Annotated in this window: 2 protein-coding genes; one reads left to right on the top strand and one right to left on the bottom strand. The window is 39.6% G+C overall.

Features of this window, described 5'->3' with window-relative positions; genetic code table 11:
• Window positions 1-95 precede the first annotated feature (95 nt).
• Complete coding sequence (locus ACLTU0_RS10725; protein ID WP_412294340.1) at window positions 96-1526, bottom strand: hypothetical protein; 1431 nt, start codon at window positions 1524-1526, stop codon at window positions 96-98.
• 175 nt (window positions 1527-1701) lie between these two features.
• On the opposite strand from ACLTU0_RS10725, the gene ACLTU0_RS10720 reads away from it, so the two are divergent.
• Window positions 1702-4936 (top strand): phosphoribosylformylglycinamidine synthase (locus ACLTU0_RS10720; protein WP_412322423.1); only part of this gene is annotated, 3235 nt, incomplete at its 3' end.

Raw genomic sequence — 4936 nt, 5'->3', positions numbered from 1 at the left:
TCGCGACGTTCACCTTGGCAAGGTGACGCTCTACCACTGAGCCACTCCCGCATTTCTTGACTGCTTTGTTATTATAGCACGGGAAATACGGTTTGTCAACTATTTTTTGAAACTTTTTTCGATATTTTTTTTGAAACTGTTTTAAACAGCATATAAATCAGCACGGTTAAGCCGAAATCGAACGATATGTTAAACAGAAAAAGCTGTTTTGAAATATCAGCCGCACCGTTGCCGATATACGGCATAGGAAACTGAATAAGTCCCATAAGTATCACGAAAATAAACGGAACGGCATATCTGTTTTTCTTTTTCAACATCACAATACCAATCAGTAAAAATACCGCATAACTCGGTATTATAAAGAACAATGTTTTTGGCAAATGCTCACGGATATTTTCCCATAAATCAAAACGATATGAGGACGTATTCGGTGCATAGCCGTATTTTTTCTCAAATGTACCGAGGTTTATTTTGTTTGTAAAAGCATTTTGTGCGGTTGTTTCCATAACAGATACAAGACGCAGGGGGTGAGTGATGTAGAATTTTATAAGTTTTCCGTTACTCATTTTTGAATGAAACTTTTCATTCATAATATCACTTCGCGGCGGATATTTGTATTCTGATTTATCAAGGTATGCGTGCTTACCGCTGTCGGCCGCCATATCTTCGTCAAGTCCCATATCGATTAAATCCTGTTTCGGATTGGGATTGTCTTTTAAAATACCGTAAAACACACTGTTATACTGTGTATCCAAATTAAGCTGACCGCCGTTTATAACGTATCCGCCGACTCCGTGCCAAAGTAAAACGATTGAACACACAATGCACAAATTTCGCTTGTTGCTTTTAAAACCGACATACAATACAGCGATAATAAGGAACGGTGTAAATACGGCACACTGCAATTTTGAACCGAGTAACAGGCAAGATGAAACAGTGAAAAATATTATTACGCTGTTTTTAGCATCGTGTACATTTTCAAACATATACAATCCGAAAAGCACGACAGTTGCAAACGATACAAGCATAACGCTTTGACCGTACAGACTGTTTAAAATCGTCAAATTAATTCCGTTAAAAAATACAACGATAAAAAACAACAGAAAAATACAATGCAAAAACTTATTTTCAATTTTAAATTTGCGTTGTATAAAAAAGCATACTGTTGCATACCACAAAAACATAATACCCGCCAAAATCCGCATATCAAAAGCACCGAACGGCAGACATATAAGCCTTGCTGTTGCGGTAGGGAATATAAACGTCGTAGTCGGCACTAAAAACAGAAGTCTTGGCACATATAACAACAAGTCGACCGACGTAAATTTCATATTAAAAAATCTTACGGCATAATCGTAAAAAGAGTAGTCGGACGGAAAATCAAGTCCGCACGGACGCATAACTCTTTCAAAATCGCCCTGGTCGGCAACCGAATGGACAGGCGATACAAATACCGCGTATACAAACACAGCAATGACCGATATTATAAATATTATATCGTATGCGGAAAAAATCTTTTTCTTCAAGTAAAATCACTCCAAAATCAGTAATGTAAATTTATTATACAAAATAACGGAAGCATTTGCAATAAAAATTGTACGCGCAATCACAAAATCTTGTGCAATTAATGTTGATAAATCTTTTATTTTGTGATAGAATGAATATATATTGAGTTTAGTTTTAATATAAAGGAGTTAAATCATGGAAAACGTAAGAAGAATTTATGTTGAAAAGAAAAACGGATTTGACGTTGAGGCAAAGGGTGTACTTGCCGATCTTAAAGAAAACCTTTCTTTAAAAGGTCTTAAAGACGTCAGAATTATTAACAGATATGATGTTTCGGGCGTAAGCGATGAGGAATATCAAAAGGCGAGAAATCTTATTTTCTCAGAACCTCCTGTTGATAATGCTTATGATGAAGAAATTGAAATCAGTGAGGGCAAAGTGTTTGCGGTTGAATTTTTACCGGGACAGTTTGACCAGAGAGCCGCATCGGCTGAAGAATGTATTTCAATTCTTACGGAAAAGGAACGTCCGACTGTAAGAAGTGCAAAGGTATATGTTCTTATCGGCGATATTTCCGACGAAGAAACAGAGGCTGTTAAAAATTACGTTATAAACCCTGTTGAGGCAAGAGAGGCGAGCCTTGAAAAGCCGACTTCGCTTGTTATGGAAACAGTTGTTCCCGATGACGTTGCGACAGTTGACGGCTTTACCGAAATGGACGAGAGCAAAATGGAAGAATTTCTTTCAAAGATGGGCTTTGCAATGGATATGGACGACCTTGCATTCTGTCAGAAGTATTTTAAGGATACGGAAAAGCGTAATCCTACAATTACAGAACTTCGTATGATTGATACATATTGGTCTGACCACTGCCGTCATACTACGTTTTCCACTAAGATAAATGATGTTAAGATAAATAACGGCAAATATGCCGATGTCATTAAGGCTGCATATGATGAATATAAGGCTGCAAAAGCTGATTTGTATTCACCTGACAGAGATACTTGCCTTATGAATATGGCAACAATCATAGTTAAGCAGCTTAAAAAGCAAGGTCTTTTAAAAGAAATTGATGAATCGGAAGAAATCAATGCTTGTTCAATCGTTGTTGATGTTGACGTAAACGGCAAGGACGAGCCATGGCTAATTATGTTTAAAAACGAAACTCATAACCACCCGACAGAAATCGAGCCTTTCGGCGGTGCGGCAACTTGTCTTGGCGGTGCTATTCGTGACCCGCTTTCAGGAAGAAGTTATGTATATCAGGCTATGCGTGTAACCGGTAGCGGTGATCCGAGAGTATCACTAAAGGATACACATGCCGGAAAGCTTATGCAGAGAAAGATTACAACAGGTGCGTCGGCAGGTTACAGTTCATACGGTAACCAAATCGGTCTTGCAACAGGACAGGTTCAGGAAATATATGATGAAGGCTACGTTGCAAAGAGAATGGAAATCGGTGCGGTTATAGGTGCGGCACCAAAGAAGAACGTTATTCGTGAAGTGCCGTCAAAGGGCGACGTTATTATTCTTCTCGGAGGAAGAACAGGTCGTGACGGTATCGGCGGTGCAACAGGTTCTTCAAAGGCGCATAATGAAGAAAGCGTTGTTACTTGCGGAAGTGAAGTACAAAAGGGTAATCCGCCTGTTGAAAGAAAAATTCAAAGACTTTTCAGAGATGAAAAGGTTACTACACTTATAAAGAGATGTAACGACTTCGGTGCAGGCGGTGTATCGGTTGCTATCGGTGAGCTTGCGGACGGACTTGTTATTGACCTTGACAAAGTTCCTAAAAAGTATGAGGGACTTGACGGAACCGAACTTGCAATCAGCGAATCACAGGAAAGAATGGCTGTTGTTGTAAGAGCGGAGGACTCAGATAAGTTTATAGAATATTCAAATAACGAAAATCTTGAGGCAACAAAGGTTGCATATGTCACAGACGAAAACAGACTTGTTATGAACTGGAGAGGTAAGACAATCTGTGATATTTCAAGAGATTTCCTTAACACAAACGGTGCAACAAAGAATACTGATATTGAAGTTGTACTTCCTGATACTGAAAACAGTTTCTTTAAGCAAGAAGTTGTTACTGACGTAAAGGCAAAGTGGCTTGAAACACTTTCAGACTTAAACGTATGCTCACAAAAGGGATTATGCGAAAAGTTTGACTCAACAATCGGTGCAAACAGTGTACTTATGCCGTTCGGCGGTAAGTATCAGCTTACTCCGTCAGACGGTATGGCTGCTAAAGTTCCTGTACTTGACGGTGAAACAAATACGGCAACCGTTATGACATTCGGTTATAATCCGAAACTTTCAAGCTGGAGCCAATATCACGGTTCAACATATGCAATCGTTGAATCTGTTTCAAAAGCGGTTGCGTTGGGTGCTGATTATAAGAAAATTTATCTTACATTCCAAGAGTACTTTGAAAGACTTGGAACCGATCCTAAGCGTTGGGGCAAGCCTTTTGCTTCATTGCTTGGTGCATATAAGACACAGCTTGCATTAGGTATTGCGGCAATCGGCGGTAAGGACTCAATGAGCGGTTCGTTCAACGACCTTGACGTACCTCCGACACTTACATCATTCGCCGTTGCACCTGTAAAGGCTGATAAGGTTATTTCACAGGAAATCAAGAAAGCAGGCTCAAAGCTTGTTATGTTCACAGTTAAACGTGACGAAAACGATTTACCTAAGTTTGACGAATTGAAGAAAATGTATGACACGGTTCATCAGCTTATTCTTGACGGCAAAGTATTGTCGGCAAGCGTTGTTAAGGGATTCGGTCTTGTTGAAACTGTTTCAAAAATGTCATTCGGTAATATGATCGGTGTTGAATTTGACAAGAACCTTACAAATGATATGCTATTCTATGCACCGCTTGGCTCAATCGTACTTGAAGTTGAAGAAGAAATTGACGGTGCCGTAACAGTCGGTACAACAGGCTCTGACTCATTCACAGTAGGCGGAGTAAATATTCCGCTTAGCGAGGCGGCTGAAGTATGGAAAAAACCGCTTGAAAAGGTATTCCCTACAAAAGCAGGTCACTTTACAAGTGAGCCTGAAACATTCAGCTATGATAAGAGAAATATAACTGTTGCAACAGAAAAATTTGCAAAACCGAGAGTATTTATTCCTGTATTCCCGGGTACAAACTGCGAATACGATACTGCAAGAGCATTTGAAAACGCAGGTGCTGTGGCAGATGTATTTGTTGTAAGAAACCTTACGGGTGACGACGTTGTTTACTCAATGAAAGAAATGCAAAAGAGAATAAACAATTCTCAAATCGTAATGATTCCGGGCGGTTTCTCAGGCGGTGACGAACCTGAAGGCAGCGGTAAATTTATCGCAACCGCATTCAGAAATCCGCTTGTTAAAGACGCGGTTATGAATATGCTTAAAAACCGTGACGGTCTAATGC

Origin of the sequence: Hominilimicola sp. (genome assembly GCF_046972485.1) — a bacterium.
GTDB classification, from domain to species: Bacteria; Bacillota; Clostridia; order UBA1381; family UBA1381; genus Hominilimicola; species Hominilimicola fabiformis.
This window is presented reverse-complemented; position numbering and strand designations above follow the sequence as displayed.